A 24,736-nucleotide genomic window follows, 5' to 3' on the forward strand; every position below is an offset into this window, starting at 1 on the left:
TCTTTTTATTTCAAATAAAAAAAGGCTTCTCAGCCTTGATACGTTCCTTATTCAATCAGACACATGGCGGCACTTGCTTAGTGCTGCTTCCTTCCGGATCTGACACAATTCACTAGCCCGCCATTGTCCTAGCCTTTCGGCAAAACCTAGTATAACGTATTTTTATTCTTTTGACTAGTCTTTCTTTTGATTTTTTAAAAGTTTCTCTTCTTTTTTCTTTGCCCGTAACTTTTTAAAGAACTGAACTAACAATAAGCGACACTCTTCTTCTAAAACGCCTGCTTCGACATAGGCCACATGATTGAAGCGTTCATCTTCTAATAAATTCATCAAAGTCCCAGCAGTGCCTGCTTTAGGATCAGTTGCGCCATAATAAACTTCTGGAATTCGTGCTAAAAGCATCGCCCCACTACACATTGGACAAGGCTCTAAAGTTACAAATAATTGGGTTTCTTCTAGACGCCAATTTTCTATCCCGCGACACGCTTCTTGGATTGCATACATTTCTGCATGCGCCGTTGCTTCTTGCCGTGCTTCTCTCAGATTATGCCCGCGGCCAATAATTTCCCCTTGCCGAACAATTACAGCTCCAATAGGCACCTCAGCCAAACCTTCTGCTTTTTTCGCTTCTGCAATGGCTTCTCGCATAAAAAATTCTTTTTCTTCTTGTGTTAACGTTGTTTCTTTTTTTCCCAATTAATTTCCACCTTTCGGCTTTTTCCCACTAAACTTCTGTCTTGCTTCATGGTACAATAAATCAGTGAGGTGTGTCTATGATTATTGAAAATTTATCTCAGCTTTATCCCAAAGGCTATTTATCAAAAACAATTGGTTCCGAAGCCACCTATTCAATTCCTGTTGACGACCAATTTTTCATTGTGAATAAAGCTTTCTTAAGTATTAAAGAACAACATTTGTTGGAAGCGCTTTTCCCGATTTCTGAAAACCCAACAATTACTGGTAACCATCCTTGGTTCAGTTACTTATTTCAACAGGCAAAATTACCTGCCGAAGGGACCTTTCGTATGTTGCAAATTCAAACGAATGTCCCAAAAGAATTACAAGCTGAATGGCAATTTAATTTAACAAAGATGTTTCCAGATACAGTTGATTGTTTCAGTCCAAGTAATAATATGTATATTTTAGTTGAAGAACAGTCAAAAAATACCTTTCAACAAGAAGAAATTCAAGGGATCTTTTTAACATTAGATACAGACTTTGATTGCACTAGTGCTGTATTTGTTGGCAATTTTTATTCCTCTGAAGACATTCTCCGGCGTTGTTTCCATGAAGAACAACGTATTTTTTCAGAAGAACTTAATTCCTCTAGTCGGACGACTGTTTTTAGTTTAACCGATGTCGCCCTCCACTATTTTACCAAGGAAGCTATGAGCCAAAATGTACTTGTTGAGTATTATCGTCGTTTATTAAATAAAGACACCGATATTCAGCCAATCATCAGCGCTTTGTGGAAAAATCAAGGCAATATCAGCTCCACTGCAAAAGATTTATTTATGCATCGAAATACTTTACACTATCGGTTGGAAAAGTTTTTTGAACAAACTGGCTTATCTTTAAAAAAAATGGATGATTTAATCTTTTGTTATTTGTTATTAAGAAAGTAGCACGTCCATTTTGTACTCGTATGTTTTTTATTCCCAATTAGAAAGTAGGCGTTCCAATGAAAATTACCGCATATGTCGCTAGTGCATTTAGTAAAAACCACGAAGGTGGCAACAAAGCAGGCGTTGTTTTTATGACACAGCCCTTAACGAGAACCCAAAAAATGGCCATCGCCAAAGAACTAGGATTTGCAGAAACTGCTTTTATTTCAGACTCAAAGATTGCTGATTTCCGCCTTGAATATTTTACACCAAAAGAAGAAGTCGACTTATGTGGCCACGCGACAATTGGCGCTTTCACCATTATGAAGCACTTAAATAAATTATTGCAAACAGAATATACAATCGAAACGAACAGCGGTTTGCTCGCAATCACGGCGAACGGTGAACAACTATTTATGGAACAAACTGTCCCAACTTTTTATGATACGCTCACTTTAGAAGAATTGAGCGGATGCTTTGATTTAAACGCAGTGGCAACTGCTTTTCCTATCCAGATTGTGTCAACGGGCCTAAAAGATATTTTGGTTCCCATTAAAAATACGCAATTATTACAGGATTTACAACCAAACTTTGAAAAAATTAAGTTACTTAGTCAAAAGTATGGAGTTATTGGGATGCATCTTTTTGCTTTGTCTGAAGAAAATATCATTTGTAGGAATTTTGCGCCCCTTTATGACATCGATGAAGAAGCCGCTACTGGTACATCAAATGGTGCGTTAGCTTGTTATCTGTACCATCACCAAATTTTACAAAAAACCAATTACACCTTTGCCCAAGGTTATACCTTAAACGCTCCTTCAGAAGTCTTAGTGCGTTTGAACACTACATCCCAAAAGACAATTGATCAAGTTTTAGTTGGTGGCAGAGGCTATTATGTTGAAACAAAAGAATTATTTTTATAAAAAAAAGATGGCCTAGGCCATCTTTTTTACTTCATTGCATCTTCAATAAATGTGAAAAAGCGTTCTTTTAAAGAATCTGTATTGTCTTTAACTTTTTCGCCATATTCAGCTAATTTTGAACCGCCATCTTTCACACGATCAACAACATTTAAAACAGAATCTAATTCATCATCGGATAAATCATCGACAATCGATAATAATTTTTGGTTTCCATCAAATTTATCGTCTACAAACTTTTTAACTTTATAACGATTGGAAACATGAGATACCTTCTTAATAATTTTTTCAGAAGCGATGACTGCAACAGAGACACTTGCAACTGCAGCAATGCTTAAACCGATACCAATTTTTGTTGATGCTTTCATTTCCTTCAGCTCCTCTGTTATTTTCTACTTTAATCATAACATATTATTACTTTTATGCGTAATAGAAAGACCTTTACTAGCACTTAGTCTCGTCGGTTGTTACCACCAAATAAAATAACCAAACGTAAAAGTTGTAAAAAGGTCGAAAGCGCCGCTGCTACGTAGGTAAGTGCAGCTGCAAAAAGAACTTTTCTGGCCATTGGGACTTCTTCTTCTGTTAATAACCCACCTTCAGAAAGAATACTTAATGCACGTCTAGACGCATTAAACTCCACCGGTAAAGTCACCAATTGAAAAATCAAGGCTAATGAAAAAGCCAAAATTCCAATGTTGATTAATGTTTGATTCCAACTAAATAAAACACCAATCAAAATTAGTGGAAAGGAGATGGTTGAGCCAATGTTGGCAACTGGAACAATGGCTGCACGAAGACGTAAAGGCACATAGTTCGTATGATCTTGTACCGCATGTCCGCATTCATGAGCCGCCACGCCAATAGCCGCGACCGATGTCGATTGAGCAGTGGCTTCGGATAAGCTCAACATTTTGTTTCCAGAATTATAATTGTCGGTTAAATCACCCGCAATTTGCTGAACTCCAACATCATTAATTTGTTCTTTTTGTAAAATATATTGTGCTGCCTGCGTGCCTGTAACATGTTTACTGCTTCGTACTTGATCATATTTACGAAAGGTACTGTTAACATATGCGGAGGCCGCACCAGAAATCGCAATTCCAATAATTACCAATATATAGGTTGGATCGATTCCAAAATAAAAGGGCATCATTGTCCTCTACCTCCATCTTTTTTTCTTTATTGTAGCATGATAGAGAAAAAAAGGGAGCGACAAACGTTGTCTTTTGTTTAAAAAAATGATGAATTTTTCAAGAAAGTACCAAAACTAACAAAAGTGTCACTCAATTAACGGAAAAAAATATGGCAAATTTTCTAAAAAAAAGGCATACTATTCCTTGAGGTGAGGAAAATGAAAACATTACTAAAAATATTAATCCCCTTAGTCATTTTAGCCGGTGGTAGCTGGGGCGTTTATAATTACTATTACGGCGGAGAAGCCTATTATACACAAATCACAACATCTGGTGAAAAGAAAGATGAAAAATCAGATTCTGGTGAACCGACGACCATGTATTACTATCAACAACCTGCGTTTAATAAAAACGGCGAAGAAAAGACCGTGGAATTAAATGAATACCGTGATCAACCTTTACGTATGAAAGCCTATCTAAAATTGAAAGTCAATCCCCGTAAAGGCGTGATTAGTTGGAATGAAGTGACAGAAAAAGAAGTCCCTGAAAAAGCTTTAGAAAAATTAAAATAAAGAAAAAACCGTTGGCAAACGACCAACGGTTTTTTCTTTATAATTGATTACTAATTTTTTCGATATTTTTTAGCATAATGGACACTGTGCCATCTGGATTATTGACGAATTCAATTAAATCGCCATTGCGGTAAACATCTAACGGAACAATTAATTCAATACCGTTATCCATTTTTAACTTTTGTTTGCCAAATTTCTTTTCAGAAATTTCGCGAGATTCTCTGACTGGCGGTGTTTTGTCGACAAACTTCGACTCATTCACTTCTTCTTGGTAAGCTAATTTAGCTGATACATTTTCTTTAAACACTTGCTCAGCAATTTGCTCATTGTCAATCGTTCCCGTTTCCTCAATGCTATCATATACCGCTTCTTTTACCGAAGCCATTAGTTCAAACTCATCTTCGTTAAATTTCTTTCCAATGCGTTTGACTGCCTTTTTAATTTCTTTGATATTTTCTTCCATGGAAGGTGCCGCTTGCGTCTCAATCACTTTTTCAGAGAAATACCAGATTTTTTCTCCTGAAAATTCATATCTTTTCTCTAGTAATTCAAATGCTAATGTATCTAAGTCAACCGTAATCCCTTCATCTGGTTTTTGTGATTTTGAAGACAAAATTGCTCGATTGATAATCAGTTTGTTATAAACGGATTCTTCTTCATAGTCGACGTAATGCGTGTAACTTTCTTTATAGTTTAATTTAATCATTGCGACATGTAACACCGTATCTAATTCATATAAAATGAACAAAATATCAGCACTAGGCGCATCTTCGCTTCCTGAATAAACATCATACCAATGTTGGGTAACTTCTTGGCTTTTCTTCACAAAATCACTAGGAATCCCACGTAACGTGTCAACAAAGGAACTATTTTCCGCCAATGTTCCAGTCTTTGTTTGTGCAGTCGAAAGTTTTGAAATTTTTGCAGTTAAATACGTTCGAATATACTCGGTCGTTAAATCTAGTTCCTTTTCAGAGAAAACCGGCGTCCCAGTTTCTCGATCAATAATGTGTAAAATTGCTTTTTTTAAATAAATATCCATTTTTACGCTCTCCTTTTCTCAACCTTTTTAGTCTAACTGAAAGAGAGAAAAAAGCCAATAGTTTCTATAAAAAGAAGAAGAATTCGTAGACAAATGTCTACGAATTCTTCTTTACTTCAAAAAGCGATTACCCTTCTTCGCTGTATAACATCCCTGTTGCTTCATCAACTGGATCGACTTTATTAAAGATGCCTTTCTTTCTGAAAATATAAGTTAAGCCCATTGGTACGATAATCGCAATCACCATTGCGCCTAAAAACGGCAAGTAATATTGTGGCACAATAGATAAAATTCCTGGCAAGCCACCGACGCCGATACTGGTCGCACGAACGCCCATTAAAGTGGCAAACATTCCTGCCATTGCCGAACCAATCATGCCCGCAACAAATGGATAAACATATTTTAAGTTGATCCCAAACATCGCTGGTTCAGTCACACCTAGGTAACAAGAAATCATTGCTGGAATCGAAACTTGTTCTTCTTTTTTGTTTCCACGATGCATAAAGATAACTGCTAAAACCGCTGAACCTTGTGCAATGTTTGATAGAGCAATCATTGGCCATAAGTTGGTTGACTGAAAGTCAGCAATCAACTGTAAATCAATCGCATTACTCATATGATGCAACCCAGTGATGACTAATGGTGCGTACATAAAGCCAAAGACGGCGCCAAATAACCAATTAAATGTTGACGTTAATCCTGCATTTACGATATCAGAAACCCAACTACCAATCGTCCAACCGATTGGTCCTAAAATGACATGTGCAGCCAATACTGTTGGTACTAAAGCAAACAATGGGACAAAAATCATTGAAATTGCTTGAGGAATCACTTTTCTAAAGAAAATTTCAAGATAGGCAAGCAAGAAGCCGGCTAACATAGCTGGGATAACTTGCGCTTGATAACCAATCATGTTAACTTGAGCAAACCCAAAATCCCAGAAAGGAATTTCTGCTGCTTTAGTCGTCGCAACTGAATAAGCATTCAGAAGTTGTGGTGAGACTAATGTAATCCCTAGGACAATCCCCAAAATTTGTGTGGTTCCCATTTTCTTCGTAATACTCCACGTAATCCCAACTGGCAAGAAGTGGAAAATTGCTTCGCCGATTAACCATAAGAATGAATTGACTCCATTCCAAAATTGAGAAACTTCCACGATTGTTTGACCATCAAGAAAGCCAAATGGAACCCCTTCCAAAATATTGCGGAATCCTAAAATCAATCCCCCGATAACAAGTGCAGGAATTAATGGTGTAAAAATCTCAGCTAAAACAGAAACAACTCGTTGAACAGGACTCAAATTACTTTTGGCAGCTGCTTTCCCTTCTTCTTTTGAAACCCCTTCTAAACCGGAAATTGCAGAAAAATCATTATAAAATTGTGGGACTTCATTCCCAATAATTACTTGAAACTGTCCAGCATTGGTAAAGGTTCCTTTTACAGAAGGAATATCTTCAATCACAGGTACATCCGCTTTTTTTGGATCTTTTAATACAAAACGCATTCGAGTTGCACAATGAGAAACAGCTGAAATATTTTCTTTGCCTCCTACTGCTTTCAACAACTGTTGTGCATCGCTTTGAAACTTACCCATTTTACATTCTCCTCTCAAACTTGTATATACAATTAAGTTGTATATACATCATACTTGATTATTCTTTTTTTGGCAAGCGCTTTCTTTCAAAAAAATAATTTTATTTTTTTACAAATCCCTTGTCTTTTCTTAAAGAGTCAAACAGAACGCTTTTTTAGCTGCTTCTTTATTGCTATACTACAGAGGGAAAAAACGAAAAGGAGTATGAAAAATGTTTTTTAAAGAAATTCATCATGTGGCAATCAATGCCTCAAATTATCAAGTAACTAAAAATTTTTATGTCGAAAAGTTGGGCTTTGAAGTTCTTCGCGAAAATCATCGTCCCGAAAAAAACGATATTAAATTAGATTTAAAATTAGGCAGCCAAGAATTGGAAATTTTTATTTCTGATCAATTTCCCGCTCGCCCCTCTTATCCTGAAGCTTTAGGATTACGTCATTTAGCTTTTAAAGTTGAACATATTGAAGAAGTGATTGCTTTTTTAAATGAGCAAGGAATTGAAACAGAACCGCTACGAGTAGATGATTTTACGGGTGAAAAAATGACCTTCTTTTTTGATCCAGATGGACTACCTTTAGAACTTCATGAATAATAAATAAAGGAGAGAAACAAAATGAAAGATACCTTTCGCTTAGAAAACCAGACGATTTATTTTGGTACAGAACGAGCAATTTCAGCCAGCCCTCAAACGATTTGGCGCTACCTGACTGAGACAGACAAGCTAAAACAATGGTTTCCAGAATTAGAAATTGGTGAATTAGGTGTTAACGGGTTTTGGCGGTTTATTCTGCCCGATTTTGAAGAAACGATGCCTTTCACTGATTATGCAGAGGAAAAATATCTGGGCGTGACTTGGGATACTGGTATCATCTATTTTGACTTAAAAGAACAAGCACCTCATCAGACCCTGTTAGTCTTCTCAGAATCTCTCCCAGAAAATTTTACAACACCTCGCCATAAAGATATCGCTGGTTGGTCAATTGTTCTCAACCGCTTGAAGCAAGTACTTGAAACCCCTGATGCAGCACCAGAAAAAATAGATTTTCCGCAAATAGAAAATCATTACTTGGAAAAATTAACGAATTTAGAAAATTAAAAAGTGTGGCACAACGGGTAAATCACCCTCTGTGCCACACTTTTTAAAAACGTAAAATACGCTGATAAACAAATAAACCTAAATCAATTAAGCAAACAACAAAAATTGCCAATAATACAAAAGAGACCCGCAACTCTGCGGCGTACATCCCTCGTAAACTAATTGTTGCCAAACATAACCCAAAAATCGTTGCCATTGTCACTTGTAACACGGTTCCTGGTTTTAGGGAATAAACAAAAATGCCAATCAAACTAGAAACAACGAGGTGTGTCAGTGGCAATTGAAGCCAATTGACAACAAACAGACTAAGGAAACATCCTAAAAGAGTCCCCCAAAAACGTGTCTTAATACGCGTATTCATTTCTGCTTTCACTGGATGCAAGAGTAGAAAAACATTCATCGGAATCCAAATTATTTTAATGCCTCCTACACTCCACATTAAAATAAAACTCAGCGTAATGGTGAAGCTCATACGAACAGCTAAACGAAATCGTTGCACCCTTTCGTCAGGACTTTCTAAAAATTGTTTGAAACTTGTGATCCCAAAAAAAGTCTGTTGTAAGTCGTGCCAGAAATTAATAACCGCCAATTTTTGTTGTTTCATATTTAATTGAATGCTTTTATGGCCTCTACTCTTTAAGCTGGTTAACTGACTTAATCCTGTTTGCCACCAAGCGTTTAATGTTAAAGCCAATAAAAAAAGACCAATTAAAAAGGCCACAACTTGAGATTGCATCAAAAATGTATTTCCTTTAACCTGGATTAACTGACAAAACGTAAACATCATCAAATAACTATGATACCGCATCGGTGTCGCAGATGAATAAAATAAATAAACAATTAAAAATGTCACACTACTATTTAAAATAATAGACCAGCTAAAGGAACTACTAGCTATAAATGCTAAAAAACTGATCACAAATTGCCTGATACTCATTTTGAGCAGCGCTACAAATGAATAATCTTTTTTATAGTTAATTTTAAACATAATAGTAAATACAGGCACCATAATTAAATAGCTTGGGGAAAATAAAAAATCCAATGTATAAAAACTAACCAAAAAAAAGGCGATGACTGGGAAAATGGCCCAAACATACGCAAAAAATTGCTGACTTTTTGTACTAAAAAAATAAATAACAATCACTCCAATATCGATTCCTTATCCATTGTAACATGCTTGTCAATTCCCTCTTCAAATTGAATATACCAATTCGTTAAAAATAAATAAAAAAGCGAATAAATACGCTTTCATTTCTCGTTTTTTGTGCTATAATCAGCCTATATGATATATCATTTAAAACAAAGGAGCTACTTTCATGAATATTCAAGCGATTGATACGCGACACGGAACTGCCAACCAACATAGTTTTTCAAATGGGAATTGTCTACCCTATACTGGCGTGCCATTTGGGATGAACTTTTACGCCCCGCAAACAACTGACCAAAAAGGCAGCTGGTGGTTTCATCCAGAAGATCGTACATTTCAAGGCTATCGAGTAACGCATCAACCAAGTCCTTGGATGGGTGATTTTAGCCATTTATTAATGACCCCTGTCAGTGGTTCATTGTCGGAACTTTCTTTATTCCATGCCCAAAGTTCTTATCGTCCAGAAGAAAGCCTTTTTTCTCCTGTCGAAATTAACTTAACTCAATTACGCTATCAAATAACTTCTCAATTAATCCCAAGCATGTATGGTGGTATCTTAACCATTGATTATCAACAAAAAGATAATCACTTACTGCTAACTCTGCCTGGACGTTATCAAGTAAAACAATTAGATGACCATCAAGTGGCTGTAAAAGTCATCAACTATTCTGGTTGTGAAGATCCAGATTTTAGTTTTTATTTCGTGCTTCATTTTGAACAGCCTTTAACCAAATGGTTTGCCCCTTCTTCAGGTGAAGATGGCAAAATCCTTCTTTCTTTTGGAAATATTGCTCAACAAGTTGTTCATTTTAGTAGTTCATTTATTTCTGAAAAACAAGCGCAGTTAAATTTAGCGCGAGAAATCTCTTTGCATTCTACTGAGATGCTGCAACAAGGAATCGCAGATTGGCATAATTATTTCGATCGCCTTAAAGTAACGCATGAAAACCCTGAACATACTAAAACGTTTTATCATACACTGTATCGAACATTCCTATTTCCGCAAACCTTTTATGAATTGGACGAAAATCAGCAGCCGATTCATTATGATACGTTCTCACAAACGGTTCGTCCTGGTGTACTATATACCAATAATGGCTTTTGGGATACTTATAAAACGGTTTACCCATTGTTCTCACTCATTGCTCAAGAAAAATACGAAGAGATGCTAGAAGGCTTTTTAAATAGTTACAACGAAACAGGTTTCTTGCCAAAATGGTTATCGCCAGATGAGCGTGGTTTAATGCCTGGCACCTTGATTGACGCTGTCATTGCTGATGCCGCCGTGAAAAAGATTCGTCCTGACTTGATGCCTCAGTTCCTAGAAGCGATGAAAAAAGGCGCTACACAACAAAGCGAACGAGAAAATTATGGACGTCAAGGAACTCTGGATTATCTAAAATATGGCTATGTTCCTTCAACCTATCATGAATCTGTCAATCATACCTTAGATTATGCGTACAGCGATTTCTGCATTTCACAAGTTGCAAAAACACTGAATGATTCAGAGACCGCAACGCTTTATCGTCAACAAGCCTTGAATTATCAACAACTTTTTAATCCTGAAACTGGCTTTATGCAAGCAAAGGATACTGAAGGCAATTTCCGTCCTGACTTTTTAGATATTCGTTGGGGCAAAGATTACGCCGAAGGAAGTGCTTGGCAATCAAGTTTTGCGGTTTATCAAGATTTTGCAGGTTTGATTAAGCTATATGGTAGCGAGTTAGCTTTCGAAAAAAAATTAATTCAGCTCTGCAATCAAGCGCCTAACTTTAACGTTGAAGGCTATGGTTTTGAAATTCATGAAATGAGTGAAATGGCCGCAATTGATTTTGGTCAATTAGCCATCTCAAATCAACCAAGTTTCCATTATCCGTTTCTATTCAGCTACATCGGCAAACCAGAGATGGCTCAACCACTTTTAAAACAACTAATGCAAACATTTGATGCTTCACCAACTGGCTATCCAGGTGATGAAGACAATGGTAGCATGTCTGCTTGGTATATTTTTAATAGCTTAGGCTTTTATCCCGTCACACCAGGAACTGGTGAATATGTAATCGGGATGCCTTTAGTCCAGACGGCGGAAGTAAAACTATCAAATGGTAAACAATTAACCATTCAAACATCACCAAACAAAGTCCAACAACAATTTATTCATGAAATTCAGTTAAACCAAGAAAAACATACTGCGCCTTATTTTACTCATCAAGAACTATTAAATGGCGGGACTTTAGATTATCAATTAGGGATCGTCCCGAATCCACAAAACACAGCAGAACGACCGTTTTCATTAAGTACGGAAAAATAATAAAAAGAAAGATGTTCATAAAAATTGAACATCTTTCTTTTTATTCTTCGACACCTGCGTAATTTGATTGGTATTGCTCTCGAAATTCTTTTGGCGTAATTCCATTTAATTTTTTAAACATTTTTGAAAAATAGTTGGTATTGTTAAATCCTACTTTTTCTGAAATTTCGTTGATTGTATCATCCGTGTACAATAATAATTTTTGGGCATGCTTGGTACGCACTTGATTCAAATATTGAGAAAAACTCCGCTTGGTTTCTTTTTTGAAAATTTGGCCTAAATAACTAGGATTCAAATGAAGCTCATCCGCCACCGTTTTTAAGTTTAATTCTTCTAAATAGCCTTGTTCAATTCTTTCTACAGCTTGGCTAACACTTTCTGAATATTTTTTTATTTTAGGTTTATTTTTCACTTCTGCCAAGACTTGCTGCATTAACGCATACAGTGTATTAAGATTGTTGCTGGCTCGAATTTCTTCCACGATTTTTTCATAGTTTTCTTCTAACACAGTTGGATACTGACGGGAAATATCTGAAAAAAGTAAAAAGACTACATAGCGTACATATTCTGGTGTAGCGTGTTGTTGACTTAACTGATTGAAAATGGCATCTAATTCCCGTTGAATGGTCTGCATATCCCCAATCATCAAGGCTTGGTTAAACGCTAGAAAAGTAAAATCTTCTGCCGAACGATTCATTTGTTCTTTTTGATTATTTGGCAGAAATTCTTGATAAAACGTTTCAATTGCTTGCAACTGTTTTACTTTCTCATAACTTTCATAAACCGTTTCCCATTCATTGACAGATTCCCCTACAAAAATCTGACCTTGACCAGCTAGAATCGCTTCAATTTCACGAATAAATAAGAACGCTTCTTGTCTAGCCCCTTTATAGATAAGTAACAATTGGTGGTACGTACTCATCCAACTTTCAATGAATAACAGTTGACCTTTTTTCATAAATAGTTCCTTGATTGTTTCTAAAAATGGCATCTCAGCTTCAACCAATAAAACGGTAAAATCACCTGGTTTTATAGTCGTAAATTGCTGCATTAACTCTTCGTATTCCCCTTCGCTGATTTCATCATTAAGCCAACGCATCAAGCCATTTTCTAAATATAGACGCACGCGAGCATGGGATTTTTTTTGTTGGTCCAATTCTGTTTTGATTCTTTGGATATTGGCTAATAGTTCTTGCTTATTGACTGGTTTCAAAAGATAATCTTGGACCTGCAAAGCCATGCCTTTTTTGACGTAATCAAACTCTTGATAACCTGATAAAATTAAACTAATAAATTGATGTCCTTTTTTCTTTGCTTGCTCAATTAATTCGATCCCACTCATTTCCGGCATCGTAATATCTGTTAATAAAACATCAATGGATTCTGTTTCTAAAAAAGCCAATGCTTCTTGCGCACTACGCGCTGTTTTAACAATTTCAAAGCCTAACTCTTGCCAAGGAATAATCCATTTTAAGCCTTCTAAAATCATATATTCATCATCAACAAACATCACTCGATACATCTTTTCACCCCTTATGCTACAAACGAAAGACGAATTGTCGTCCCTTCTCCTTCTTTCCCTTCAATGGTTAAACCATAACTCTCCCCAAAAAAGCGTTGTAAACGTTCATGAACATTTCTTAATCCAATGGATTGTTCCGTTTCTATTTCTGTTTGATTTAAACGTTCGCGAATTTCCTCTAACCGATTGGCGGTAATTCCTTTTCCATTATCCACAACAGCCACAATAATTTTTTCGCCTTCTCGGTAGGCATGGACCTTGATAGCATTGTCTTGTCGTTGATAGTCAATTCCATGCACAAAATAATTTTCGACAAGCGGCTGAATGATGAACTTAGGAATTTCAACATCAGCAATTGTTTCTTCTATTTCGAACTTATAGGCAAATTGGTCGGGATAACGCATTTGATACAAATACACATATTTTTCGCAAAATGAGATTTCCTCTGCCAAGGTCGTGGTTTTTTCTTGGTTAATATTATTCCTAAGTAACGTTGAAAAAGCATAGACAACATCAGCTAGTTCTTCTTGTTGCCGACTCAAGGCATACATACGAATATATTCCAACGTATTATAAAGAAAATGAGGATTAATTTGCGACTGTAACGCTCTCATGTGAGCATCGCGTTGCTTAATTTCTAAAGTATAAATATCGTGAATGTATTGATCTAAACTGTCTACCATAAAATTAATCGCGGAAGCAATATCATTCAACTCTTCCTGAACTTGATTCGTGTCAATTCGTTCTTTTAAATTGCCATCGCCAATGGCTCGTGTCGCTTCTAAAATTAATTGGACTTGTTGAGAATAGCGTTTAAACAGGCGGTTTAAGCCCACTAATAAAATAACAATCAAAAGTAACCCAATCCCTAAAATGGCCGCATAATTCATAAACAATTGCTGAAATAAGACTCGGCGGCTTGTTAATAAGAGAATGGTACTCCGGCCACTGCTTTCTATTTCCGTAATATCGTAGCGATTATGAAAAACCTGTTGAATGTCACTATCGGTGTGCATTCTTTTATCTAGTTGCCGCTCTTCTTCTTTGGTAAATTGTGCTTTTTCAGAAAAAATTTGATTTCCAGCACTATCATAGATAAACGCATTAATACCTGATTTTTTCAATAAGTCTGCTTGGTTGCCTAGCAATTCTTGACTTGAAAACACAGTGTACAATTCTCCCAGTGGTTGTCCTGTATAAGGATCGGAGATAATTCGCATTAGTTGAAAGCCATGTTTTTTAATTGATGACATATCCATTTTTTTCCCATTTGTAGCTGTGCGATTGGCGAACAAAACCTGATCAAATTCATCTAAGCGAATAATCACTTCTTCTAAGTCAGGAAAGGTGCTAAATAATGTACTTAAATTATTTCCAAAGTGGGTACTGACCCGATCTTCCGACCATTGGCTGTACGTATAGTCAAAATACTCAGGAGGAGAAAGTTCCATATATTTTCGCATGTTTTCAATTTTACTTGCAGAGCCAGCTAATTCATTAATCATATTCGTCGCCGCATTATTTTTATTCGTTACATAGCTGTCAATTTGGGAAACGGCGTTATTTTTTTGTGAATCAATTGATAAGTTAATTGTATAAGTAACATAAACGCACAAAGCAGCCACCGTTAACAAAATAATACTTGTTAACAGTAGACTGTATTTTTGTACTAATCGATTTAATAAATATTTTTTTTTAAACAGTTTTTTGAAGATTTGCTTCATTTTGTTCCAACTTTCCATCAATAAACTGGCGATTTTTGCGCGTGACATAGGCACACCACATCATAATTAAGGCAAACGAAGCAAATAGTAGCAGTCCTTTCATTTTCCAAGTTAAAGCAACGATACTAATTACACCGAATAAGACTTTAAAAAATACACCGAGGTTTAAAAAGATACTGATAAATGAAAGCTTCATTAAATCAATAGTTGAGATAAAATAGCTTCCTTCATATAGTAGCATATAAATGTAAAAAATAACGAGTATTAGGGAAACAAAAAATAAAATAAATGTAATAATTAACCACATTATTCCGGTAAATTGAACGGCTAAATAAATATTATAAAAAACAAATCCTAAAGTGAAGAGAAAAAGTAAAAAATAACAGTTACTTCTTTTAAAATGTGCTTTCCATGATTCAAATGCTCGTTTAACGGTGATTGCTTGATAATTCATGCCCTCTTCCAAAATGAAATCAGTCATCATTTGGAGTGCTGGGCCAACACCAAAAATAATCCCTCCAGCTAAACTAAATAAAACAAACAGTAAATTTAGTTTGATTACTGTCCAGGAAAGGTAAAACAACCGCTGAATCCCTGTACTTTCCATCTTCCTCTTCCTTTCTATTATGTAAAAGGCTGAGCCAAAAGCGCTCAGCTAATGCCTCAGCCTCCTGTGATTATTTTTGAGATTGGATATATTCGTCTAATTGTGTTTGCATTTCTTTTTGAACTTTATCCCAGCCAGCTGTTTTTAGGTCATCCATTAATTTTGGAAGTGTTTCTTCTGGATCAACAGTTCCTGTATTTAAGCTTGCTGCGTAACGATTCATAACTGTAGCAACGTTAGTGATTTCAGTTTTCACTTTATCATTTACAAAAGTAAAACCAAGAATTGGTGAATCTTTTGCTTCTTCGATGCTCTTATCACGTTCTTTAACCATTTCTTCAGTGACAGATTCTTCTGGCCAAATGATTAAGTTGTTTCCTGTGTTCCAAGCACTCAAATGAGTTGTTGGTGTGTAATCTTTCAATAATTTCACGCGATCATCGCCAACTTTTTCATATTGTTTGCCTTCTTCACCATAAACAAGTCCGTTTAACAATTCTGGATTGCTGTTTAATAAGCCTAGCAATTCAACAGCTTTTTCTTTGTTTTTAGACGTATTTGCAACAACATAGTTAGCCATTTGCGCTTGTGCTGTTGTTTTTAATGGTTCTGTTAGTGGACGAGAAACAAGTGGTTTGCCAGCAGCTTGTGTTAAGATTGTATCACCATAATCCATAGGTCCTTGTGTTTCTTGACGCATGAACCAAGTATTGGTATTTAAGTCATATGGTGTTGTACTTGTAGCAGCATCTGTTGGAATCAAGCCATCTTTATACCATTGATGTAAGACTTTTAAGTTATTAATCATGTCTTTGTCGGCATATTGGTTAATAATTTTTGGTGAGCCAGTATCAGTTGTTTTCACTGCAAATGGATATTGGTTACCAATAGGGAAGTCATAATTACCTGTTGCAAAGAATGTTTGGCCGATAGCAAAAGCAGCAATATTTGGTTCTTTTTTATGGAATTCTTTTAGAACTTCGGTTGCACTTTCATAACTACCATCGACTTTACTAATATCTAAATTGTATTTATCGACATATTCTTTATTAAAAGTTAAAACTTGTTGACCGTAAGAGTTACCTAAAATTGGGAACGCATACAGTTTTCCATTGATCGTATTTCCTTTAATATAGTTATCTGGTAATTGATCATAAGCTTCTTTCGCATATTTAGGTGCTAAATCAGTTAAATCAGCATAGGCGCCTTTTTGTGCATTCGTTGCATAATTTTGTGCTAATGAAATATCATAGCTTTCACCAGAAGCAACGATTGTTGACATTTTTTGGTCCCAATCGCCCCAACCAACAAATTCCATTTTTAATTTTGCCCCAATTTTTTTCTCGATAATTTTATTCGCATTATCGATTAATTGGTCATAATTATCTGGTTTGTCCCCAACACGATACATTAATAACGTTGGTGTACTATCATCACCTTTTGACGCTGCATCTTTTGAAGATTTACCGCACGCGCTTAGTCCTACAGCTAAAGCTGCTGCGCCAGCTACGGCTAATCCTTTTTGCCATTTTTTCATTCCTTATTTCCTCCTGTACAATTTTATTCTTTCACGCCGCCGATTGTTAAACCACCCACGAAATATTTTTGGAAGAATGGGTAAGTTAACGCAATTGGTAACGTAGATAAGACAACAATCGCCATTCGAGCCGATTCACTTGGTAGAACGCCTAACCCTTCTTGTGCTGCTGCACCCATATCCGTACTTCTTGATAAGAACTCTAAGTTGTTTTGAATTTTCATCAATAAGTACTGTAATGGTACCAAGGTATCTTTTTGAATGTAAAGTAATGCATTGAACCAATCGTTCCAATAACCCAAAGCCGCAAATAAACTAATTGTGGCAATCCCTGGAACGGCTAGCGGTAACACAATGCTGACAAAAATGCGCATTTCACTTGCGCCATCAATACGTGCCGATTCAATAATACTGTCAGGCACGGTTTTCTTGAAAAACGTTCGCATCACTAAAATATTAAATGGTCCTAAAGCTAAAGGCAAAATTAACGCCCAAATTGTATCTTTCAATTGCAATAAGTTTGTCATTACTAAATAGTTCGCAACCATCCCTGGTGAAAATAACATTGTAATTAAAGCAAACAATGTAAAGAATTTTTTAAACGGAAAGTTGGAACGAGAAATGACATAGGCATATAATGACGTCATTGTTGCATTGACAATCGTCCCTGTCACCGTAATGAAGACCGTTACCCCTAAGGCATGAATAATGCGTTGACTCATTGCCCCTTGGAAAATGTAACGATAGGCCTCCAATGAAAATTCTTTTGGCCAAAACCGATAGCCGTTTGCTGCTAATGATCCTTCACTTGTCAATGAAATCATAATAACAAAGAAAAACGGAACCACACAGGAAATAGCAAAAATAGCAATGACAATATTGAAAATCAAATTCGCTGTCGGGTTGAAGGATCGAACGTTAACGCTAGTGACTTTTTTCTTTTTCATAATCCTTCCTCCTAAAATAGTGCTGAATCTGGTTCAATTCGACGAACAACTAAATTCGCAATTAATAACAAACATGCCCCAACGACAGATTGATATAACGCTGCAGCTGCCGTCATGCCTACATCACCAGTAGCCGTTAAGCCATTGTAAATATAGGTATCTAACACACTTGTCACGTTGTAAAGCGCACCTGAGTTTCTTGGTACGATGTAGAACAAACCAAAGTCTGCTCTGAAGATACCGCCGATGTTTAAAATTAATAAAACAGACATCATTGGTAAAATTTGTGGAATCGTAACATTTTTTATTTGTTGCCATTTGTTGGCACCATCCACCATCGCTGCTTCATAGTATGTCGGATCAATCCCCATCACAGAAGCATAGTAGATAATACTGTTGTAGCCTAGACTCTTCCAAACATTTAGGAAGACAAAAATTACTGGCCACCAACGTGGATCTGCATACCAGTTAATCATTGTGCCGCCATTACCAGTAATCCATTGATTCAAAATCCCTTTATCTGGACTTAAAAAGGCATAAACAAAATAGTTAATAACCATCCAAGATAAGAAATATGGTAGCAATGACATCGTGTGATAAACTTTAACCAAGCGACGATTTCTTAATTCACTCATAATAATAGCAAAAGCAATCGCGAAGAATAAGTTAAAGGCTAAAAAGACGACATTGTACAAAATGGTGTTTCTAGTAATTAACCAAGCATCTTTTGACGCAAATAAAAATTTAAAGTTTTCAAAACCAACCCAAGGACTTTCTCTTAGACTAGCTAAGAAACCATCTGGTGAAATATGAAAATCTTTAAATGCGACCACATTGGCTAAGACTGGTATATAGAAGAAAAATATAAACCAGATAAATCCTGGTAACGCCATAAGGATTAAGGCCTTATAACGCCATACATTTTGAAAAAACCCGTTTTTCTTCTTCATTCGTTTCGCTCCTTTCATAAATATAATAGCGTTTTCATAATATCTTTTTAAGGAACAAATTATAGGATTTGAGAAACAAATTATAGATTTTGTGTCATTTAAGGTAAAAATTTGCCGAATTGACCGTTCTTTGTGAAAACGTTTATCTGATATTTTTTTTACAACTGTTTAAGAACCTTAAAAATAATTGGATAAGCCTCACTCATAAAGCGATTTTGCTAGTGTGTATTTGTTTTATAAAACCTGAGAACTTGATAGTTTCACAAAGGTTATCCTCTAATTATTTTTGAGGAGGACTATTTTTGAATTTTATCCGTAAAAACACTAGAGCAATTCGTTTAATTGTAGTTTATTTTTTTGCAGTTTTAATGCAAGCTGGTTCTTTATTATTACTAGCTATTTCACTACTATTTTTCTATTTGACTTTATGCACACACAATATGTTGGGTTTCTTGTTATAAATCAAAAAGAGTTGGCGACATAGGTCATTTTGACTTATGTTGCCAACTCTTAAATTTTCAGCTAATTAGTCGTTCTAAAACAATCGATTTTGTTTACTCCTCTTTTTCTTTGTTTCTCTTTATAACATAGAGAATTAATACAATTAAGATCAGTCCTACACCCAGATACGCAAATATTTTTTGGACTTTTTCTCCTGTTTTTGGTAAATAGGATGATTTAGACGTTTCTTTCTTGTTTATGGCAATTTCATTTTTACTATTTTTTGTAGGTTTGTTCTGGTCTGTAACAACTTTTTTTGTTTCCTTTTTATTTTTCGCTGGTTCTTCAGGCGTAATGGGCACTTCTGGTTCTTCGGGTGGATTAACTGTGTCATCTACTTTGGCTTTGTTGAGAATTATTTCGCCTGCCTTGGCTTCTTCATTAACGATCACTTTAAAACGAATACTCCGTTCTTTCATATCGGTGATACTTGGGTATTCCGCTGTGATTGTGCCGTTAGCTTCTTTCAAGCTGGTTGGTTTTGGTTCATCACCAACACTTGTTAGGCTATCTTTGACATACGTTAGTCCTTTGGGTAGTTGGTCTGTGATAACTACTTTGTTTAGGACGCCGTTTTCGACAGTGTTGCGGAAGCTAATGGTGTACTCGATAGTTTCGCCTAGTTTTGGTTTAGCGTTATTAACGGTTTTTGTTGCGGTTAGTTTGCCTTCTTTTATTCGAGGTGTGATTGGTTCTTCGGGTGTAATGGGCACCTTTGGTTCTTCTGGTGGATTGACTGTGTCATCTACTTTGGCTTTGTTGAGAATTGTTTCGCCTGCTTTGGCTTTTTCGTTAACGATCACTTTGAAACGAATACTCCGTTCTTTCGTATCGGTGATACTTGGGTATTCCGCTGTGATTGTGCCGTTAGCTTCTTTCAAGCTGGTTGGCTTTGGTTCATCACCGACACTTGTTAGGCTATCTTTGACATATGTCAGTCCTTTGGGTAGTTGGTCTGTGATAACTACTTTGTTTAGGACGCCGTTTTCGACAGTGTTGCGGAAGCTGATGGTGTATTCGATAGTTTCGCCTAGTTTTGGTTTGGCGTTATTAACGGTTTTTGTAGCGGTTAATTTGCCTTCTTTTGTTCGAGGTGTGATTGGTTCTTCGGGTGTAATGGGCACCTCTGGTTCTTCTGGTGGATTGACTGTGTCATCTACTTTGGCTTTGTTAAGAATTGTTTCGCCCGCTTTGGCTTCTTCATTAACGATCACTTTGAAGCGAATACTCCGCTCTTTTGTATCAGTGATACTTGGGTATTCCGCTGTGATTGTGCCGTTGATTTCTTTCAAGCTGGTTGGTTTTGGTTCATCACCGACACTTATTAGGCTATCTTTGACATACGTCAGTCCTTTGGGTAGTTGGTCTGTGATAACTACTTTGTTTAGGACGCCATTTTCGATAGTGTTGCGGAAGCTGATGGTGTATTCGATTGCTTCCCCTAGTTTTGGTTTGGCGTTATTAACGGTTTTTGTTGCGGTTAGTTTGCCTTCTTTCGCTTCTGGTACCACCGGCACCTCTGGTTCTTCGGGTGGATTGACTGTGTCATCTACTTTGGCTTTGTTGAGAATTGTTTCGCCCGCTTTGGCTTCTTCGTTAACGATCACTTTGAAACGAATAATCCGCTCTTTTGTATCAGTGATACTTGGGTATTCCGCCGTGATTATGCCGTTGGTTTCTTTCAAGCTGGTTGGTTTTGGTTCATCACCAACACTTGTTAGGCTATCTTTGACATACGTTAGTCCTTTGGGTAGTTGGTCTGTGATAACTACTTTGTTTAGGATGCCGTTTTCGATAGTGTTGCGGAAGCTGATGGTGTATTCGATTTCTTCCCCTAGTTTTGGTTTGGCGTTATTAACGGTTTTTGTTGCGGTTAATTTGCCAGTTACCTGTTCGTCCGCAATTTTTGCTTCTACTATATTAGAAGTTTCGTTGACTTTTGCAGATGTTAAAATATCTACTGCCTCAACGGTTGCGCTATTAGGCACTAATTCATTTGCTTTTGCTCGTTCATTTATCTGCGCTTTAAATTCGTAAATTGTTTCAGCTGTATCAGCTTTGTAGCTACCTCCTTGTGTAGCAGTTGCACCATTGCCGACACGGACTATAATTTGTTTATTGGTTTCATCATATTCAGCTTGATCATCGCCTGAAGCATCCGTTTTTTCACCAGAATTTGGTCCACTAATAATTTTTAAAGAGCCTGGCAAATAATTTAAGCGACCATCTAGTGCATCCTTCGAGACTGAATTTATCGCTTCTGAATCAGCTTTTGTATTTTTTAGTGAGACACGATACGTGATTGTTTCACCAACTTTGTAAGTTTCTTTTGGTTCCACAATTTCTTTCTTAATTTCAAATTCAGGTGTTTCTGCGTTTACAGCAAAACCAATCGCATTCGTAGAATAATCGTCACCACTACTTGTTGTTCTAAAATTAATTTGGTTTTGTCCAGCATTTAAAACACCTTCGGGAATTGCCATACGATCGATATCAATATCTAAAAAATTAGGATGATCCGGCGCAAATTTTCCTGGATACTTATCTACCATATGTTCATCGTTATCTGTCACAGTTGCGTTCATAGCATTATTAACTGGATTGAGCGTGTTCGAAATATTTACCCAAGTTCCTGCGCTATTTTTAATTTGTGCGTTGTCTCCAGTCCAGTATTTATCTCCTTGAACAGTAAACCAGGTCACAATTGGATCAAGATTTCCTTGTTTTGCTGTTAAAAAGTTGCTCATAGTAAATTCATTATTAGTTCCAGCAGCATTGCCACGTGCTCCATAGTAAATACTAAAAGCTCTTGACTTACTTGCCTGATCCTTTGTAACAACAAACAAACTCCAACCACTAAAGTTATAATATTGATATTGACCATTTAAACTACTTGTCATAGGAATATCTGCTAACGTATAACTTCCTGTCGCACTTTTATCCCCTTGTAAAATTGAAGTTACATCTGCATAATTAGAAAATCCAGTATTATTGTATCCGAAACGTTGTCCTGGATTTGTTGCATCTTGATCGATACGATGGTACCTTTGGGGCGAAACGCGCTGTACGGTTCCATTTGGTGTTGTAAATTGAACTGGTGCACTAATTTCTTCATCAGAAAGATTTGTTCCGTAAGCAGGGCCTTTATATCTAGATGCACTCCAAAATAAGCCCGCCCAAGCAATCTCTTTTGCACCATTTAAATCAATATAAGCCCGACTAGAGTTATACGTATTTGGATCATTGTCAACATCTGCAAATTCTAAAGGAAAATTGTTAATTGCATAACCACTACTTGCTCCTCGTGTGTTTAAAAATGTTTGCGCAGCCGCCGTACTTTCATTCGCAATTTTTAAGTTGGTATTTCCCGTTGAAAAAAGTTCTCCTTTATGAACGCTTTGATAAATCGGTGTATTAAACCCCCGACCAGGTGTTGGTGGCACTAACGGACCAGTAGGTTGCGCCTTTAATGGAGGTTGCTCAGGACTTTCGGTAGCCTGCATTAGTGCAGTCTCTTGAATACTTTCTGTCGCCTTTCCTGCTTCAGGCTTTGTTTCGTTACTAGTAGTTGCGGTCATTTCATTTGTAGAAGAGGCTGTTTCGCTTGCCTGATTTTCTACTTTTGTTTCTGAAGTTTCCTGTTTTTCCTTCGAAACAAACTCTTTATCTGCTAGCATATCTTTACTAGGTAAATCAATTACTAGTGTCCCTTTTTCATTATCTTCTATTAGTACGCTGACCAATAACTTGCTCGACGCTTTTGTAGTTATTTGCCCATTTATGGTAATCTTTCTTGTCGAATTTGGTTGAAGGTTAAGCAGTTTAATATCGGTTGTTCGATCTTTCTCATTTGTTTCAACCTTTGCTTGTTCTTCTAAAGACGTAGGTCCTCGCTCTTCGCTTAAAGTATCTAATACAAATTTGATTGGACTATCATTGTTATTTTTTTGTTTTAAAATGAGATTTTTGATTGGTACATCTCGTGTATTTGTTACTTCGTAAGTGACCGTTTTAATATCTTCTTGAGACGATGTATCTTCTATTTTCCCTATTACTTTGAGCCCGTCTTTTTCAACAGTATTCTCAGCATCACTTGTTACTTCTTGAGCAAATGCGTTCATCATTGGTAACAAATTTAAAATAAACAGCATGGTAATCATAAGGTAACTCACAAAATTTTTAACTGCTTTATTCATTTACATTCTCCTTCGTTCTTTTCATTTACTTAAACAAATCATCTTCAAACAACTTTTACAATTACTAATTGTTTCTCAATATCCACCTCCATAAAATACTTTTCAACCTTCAATTCTTTCTTTATTTAGCTACAACAACTTTTTTTAACGTACGATTTTCCGTTTCTCCTTATAATCAAAAAGTAACACATTATATTAGCTAAAAAAAGAAAAAAACCCGATATTTCAACAAAAAATAGCGAATTAAATAACACGTTTTATATGAAGCAAATATATTGACTTTCCCTAAAAAAATACAAATATAGGTAAGTTCTAGCTTTAAGAGTAATTTTTTTATTGTTTTCCCTTTAATAACATTCGTTCTAAATTGTTTTAAAAACTAAAACTTTTTTCATGTAATTTTCATTACATTTACCAAAAAAAGAAACTAGCTTAGCTACATTTGCTATTGCTAGTTCCTTTTTTTAATTGTTTTACTTTTCCCCTAAAATTTCAATCCAACCATAATAATATTCAATATATTGATTTTCCTCTTCTAGTTGTGTCAAGATATGCTCCCCGACAACGATGCCTGTTTCAAATCCTTGTTTTGCTAAACGCTTTTTTACTTCTTCGATATTATTCAAACGGGTATCTTGTGTATTGACTTTTAAAATAAAGCCTTTGTATTGGCTACTTGGTTCTTTGAGCCAAATCACTTTGTCTAAACTTTTTTTATTCACATGATTTGCCAAACAAATCCCATACGTCAATTCATTGGATTCACTTAAATCCCCGTAAATACCTAAAGTTGAAATGTGTTCCATGTAAACTTTCATCTCTTCTGGATCCTCAATATCAACAACAACAATTTTATCAAAAGGAATTGGTTCATCTGAAAAAACCAATGTTTCTAAATCAATTAACGCATGTAAATGTAATTTTCTTTTCTTGATTTCTTTGTATTTATGCTGAAGCCTTTTTATTTCTTGCCCCAGTTGTTCTTCTGTTGCTTCCATGGTGGCATAGAGATCGGTAGGAGTCTTTTTATATAAATTCAACATATCTTTGATAGGAATCCCCATTTTTCGATAAAAATCAATATCATATATTTTGAACAAATCTTCTAAATCAAAGGTTCGATATCCGTTTTCTTCATTGCGTGTTGTACTAATCAACCCTTGCTCGTCCCAATAACGAATCGTGGACTTAGGGATATTTAACAACTCAGAAACATCTTTTATTGTGTAATTTTTTTCCATACTGTTCCCTCCATCAAAAAGTTTAGCATTTCTACTGTTGACATTCAAGTTACTTGAACGTGTACAATGACTCTTTGTAACAGCTAAAA

Annotated in this window: 20 protein-coding genes and 1 other RNA gene; 6 read left to right on the forward strand and 15 right to left on the reverse strand. The window is 36.0% G+C overall.

Features of this window, described 5'->3' with window-relative positions; translation table 11 throughout:
• Positions 1–48: 48 nt before the first annotated feature.
• An RNA gene (ffs, locus tag IGL93_RS08835) (signal recognition particle sRNA small type) lies at positions 49–135 on the reverse strand.
• 39 nt (positions 136–174) lie between these two features.
• Positions 175–696 (reverse strand): tRNA adenosine(34) deaminase TadA, encoded by a 522-nt coding sequence (gene tadA, locus IGL93_RS08840; RefSeq protein ID WP_002362126.1) that lies wholly within the window; start codon positions 694–696, stop codon positions 175–177.
• A 77-nt stretch (positions 697–773) separates the two neighbouring features.
• Here tadA and IGL93_RS08845 point away from each other — a divergent pair, with 77 nt between their 5' ends.
• Positions 774–1,625, forward strand: a complete 852-nt coding sequence (locus IGL93_RS08845; protein WP_002398570.1) for a PucR family transcriptional regulator — start codon at positions 774–776, stop codon at positions 1,623–1,625.
• Between the two features lie 56 nt (positions 1,626–1,681).
• Positions 1,682–2,527, forward strand: a complete 846-nt coding sequence (locus IGL93_RS08850; protein ID WP_010713247.1) for a PhzF family phenazine biosynthesis protein — start codon at positions 1,682–1,684, stop codon at positions 2,525–2,527.
• A 26-nt stretch (positions 2,528–2,553) separates the two neighbouring features.
• Here the strand turns inward: IGL93_RS08850 and IGL93_RS08855 are convergent, their stop codons facing one another.
• Entirely contained in the window at positions 2,554–2,892 is a 339-nt protein-coding gene (locus IGL93_RS08855) for a hypothetical protein (RefSeq protein WP_002356871.1), read from the reverse strand.
• An 83-nt stretch (positions 2,893–2,975) separates the two neighbouring features.
• Positions 2,976–3,680 (reverse strand): zinc metallopeptidase, encoded by a 705-nt coding sequence (locus IGL93_RS08860; protein ID WP_002384290.1) that lies wholly within the window; start codon positions 3,678–3,680, stop codon positions 2,976–2,978.
• 198 nt (positions 3,681–3,878) lie between these two features.
• Here IGL93_RS08860 and IGL93_RS08865 point away from each other — a divergent pair, with 198 nt between their 5' ends.
• Complete coding sequence (locus IGL93_RS08865) at positions 3,879–4,232, forward strand: YxeA family protein (protein WP_002398569.1); 354 nt, start codon at positions 3,879–3,881, stop codon at positions 4,230–4,232.
• 37 nt (positions 4,233–4,269) lie between these two features.
• Here IGL93_RS08865 and IGL93_RS08870 read toward each other — a convergent pair whose 3' ends face one another.
• The gene (locus tag IGL93_RS08870) at positions 4,270–5,274 is read right to left on the reverse strand and encodes a nucleoid-associated protein (protein ID WP_002356866.1); all 1,005 of its coding nucleotides are present in this window, start codon (positions 5,272–5,274) and stop codon (positions 4,270–4,272) included.
• Positions 5,275–5,401: 127 nt separating this feature from the next.
• On the reverse strand, positions 5,402–6,868 hold the full coding sequence (treP, locus tag IGL93_RS08875; RefSeq protein ID WP_002383776.1) for a PTS system trehalose-specific EIIBC component: 1,467 nt from the start codon (positions 6,866–6,868) through the stop codon (positions 5,402–5,404).
• A 211-nt stretch (positions 6,869–7,079) separates the two neighbouring features.
• On the opposite strand from treP, the gene gloA2 reads away from it, so the two are divergent.
• Positions 7,080–7,460, forward strand: a complete 381-nt coding sequence (gene gloA2, locus IGL93_RS08880) for an SMU1112c/YaeR family gloxylase I-like metalloprotein (RefSeq protein ID WP_002366964.1) — start codon at positions 7,080–7,082, stop codon at positions 7,458–7,460.
• A gap of 21 nt (positions 7,461–7,481) precedes the next feature.
• Positions 7,482–7,964, forward strand: coding sequence for an SRPBCC family protein (locus tag IGL93_RS08885; RefSeq protein WP_010713246.1), 483 nt, complete (start codon positions 7,482–7,484; stop codon positions 7,962–7,964).
• A gap of 43 nt (positions 7,965–8,007) precedes the next feature.
• On the opposite strand, the gene IGL93_RS08890 is transcribed toward IGL93_RS08885, so the two are convergent.
• A complete protein-coding gene (locus IGL93_RS08890) occupies positions 8,008–9,108 on the reverse strand; it encodes an FUSC family protein (protein ID WP_010775975.1) in 1,101 nt (366 codons plus the stop codon).
• A gap of 172 nt (positions 9,109–9,280) precedes the next feature.
• Between IGL93_RS08890 and IGL93_RS08895 the strand changes: the two genes are divergently transcribed.
• On the forward strand, positions 9,281–11,422 hold the full coding sequence (locus tag IGL93_RS08895) for a GH92 family glycosyl hydrolase (RefSeq protein WP_284954802.1): 2,142 nt from the start codon (positions 9,281–9,283) through the stop codon (positions 11,420–11,422).
• A gap of 40 nt (positions 11,423–11,462) precedes the next feature.
• Here IGL93_RS08895 and IGL93_RS08900 read toward each other — a convergent pair whose 3' ends face one another.
• The 8 genes from IGL93_RS08900 to IGL93_RS08935 form a co-directional block, all read right to left on the reverse strand.
• Complete coding sequence (locus IGL93_RS08900) at positions 11,463–12,944, reverse strand: response regulator transcription factor (RefSeq protein WP_002356858.1); 1,482 nt, start codon at positions 12,942–12,944, stop codon at positions 11,463–11,465.
• Positions 12,945–12,955: 11 nt separating this feature from the next.
• Positions 12,956–14,686: a sensor histidine kinase gene (locus IGL93_RS08905; protein ID WP_016616597.1), complete on the reverse strand. Its 1,731-nt coding sequence runs from the start codon at positions 14,684–14,686 to the stop codon at positions 12,956–12,958.
• Positions 14,640–15,275: a YesL family protein gene (locus IGL93_RS08910; protein WP_002362905.1), complete on the reverse strand. Its 636-nt coding sequence runs from the start codon at positions 15,273–15,275 to the stop codon at positions 14,640–14,642. The genes IGL93_RS08905 and IGL93_RS08910 overlap by 47 nt, the downstream gene beginning before the upstream one ends.
• Positions 15,276–15,345: 70 nt before the next feature.
• Positions 15,346–16,812 carry an ABC transporter substrate-binding protein gene (locus IGL93_RS08915; protein ID WP_010775977.1) on the reverse strand — a complete coding sequence of 489 codons (1,467 nt, stop codon included), beginning with the start codon at positions 16,810–16,812 and terminating at the stop codon, positions 15,346–15,348.
• A 23-nt stretch (positions 16,813–16,835) separates the two neighbouring features.
• Entirely contained in the window at positions 16,836–17,759 is a 924-nt protein-coding gene (locus IGL93_RS08920) for a carbohydrate ABC transporter permease (protein ID WP_002359877.1), read from the reverse strand.
• 11 nt (positions 17,760–17,770) lie between these two features.
• A complete protein-coding gene (locus tag IGL93_RS08925; RefSeq protein ID WP_002356852.1) occupies positions 17,771–18,727 on the reverse strand; it encodes an ABC transporter permease in 957 nt (318 codons plus the stop codon).
• A 536-nt stretch (positions 18,728–19,263) separates the two neighbouring features.
• On the reverse strand, positions 19,264–23,406 hold the full coding sequence (locus IGL93_RS08930) for an isopeptide-forming domain-containing fimbrial protein (RefSeq protein WP_033789427.1): 4,143 nt from the start codon (positions 23,404–23,406) through the stop codon (positions 19,264–19,266).
• Between the two features lie 473 nt (positions 23,407–23,879).
• A complete protein-coding gene (locus tag IGL93_RS08935; protein ID WP_002395516.1) occupies positions 23,880–24,695 on the reverse strand; it encodes a MerR family transcriptional regulator in 816 nt (271 codons plus the stop codon).
• Positions 24,696–24,736: the final 41 nt, after the last annotated feature.

Origin of the sequence: Enterococcus sp. DIV1328a, assembly GCF_050536905.1 — a bacterium.
In the GTDB taxonomy this organism is placed as follows: Bacteria; Bacillota; Bacilli; order Lactobacillales; family Enterococcaceae; genus Enterococcus; species Enterococcus faecalis.